Annotated in this window: 1 protein-coding gene; it reads left to right on the top strand. The window is 40.2% G+C overall.

The genetic code is table 11. The features are described from left to right. Positions 1 to 22 precede the first annotated feature (22 nt). Positions 23 to 256 (top strand): transposase (locus WFZ85_RS16385; RefSeq protein ID WP_342697296.1); only part of this gene is annotated, 234 nt, incomplete at its 3' end.

The following is a 256-nucleotide window of genomic DNA, read 5'->3' as shown; positions in this document are numbered from 1 at the left end:
CAAAGTATTCTTATCTTTAACCATGCAACACATATCAGGAATTTCCCGTCACCAGCTTCAAGTATCCAGTCTAGAAGACACCATTAGTCAGGACAACCCAATCAGGTTTATCGACGCTTTCGTTAACCTTATCGATTTAGAAAAACTAGGATTTACACCCCGAGTTTTAAAAACCGAAGGTCGCCCAAGCTTTGATACCCGGGTCTTTTTAAAAATCTATCTATACGGCTATTTAAACGGCATTCGCTCTTCAAGG

The organism is Flavobacterium aureirubrum (assembly GCF_038739835.1).
GTDB lineage: Bacteria > Bacteroidota > Bacteroidia > Flavobacteriales > Flavobacteriaceae > Flavobacterium > Flavobacterium aureirubrum.
Note: the sequence above shows the minus strand (reverse complement) of the source record. Positions and strands in the feature narration are given on the sequence as shown.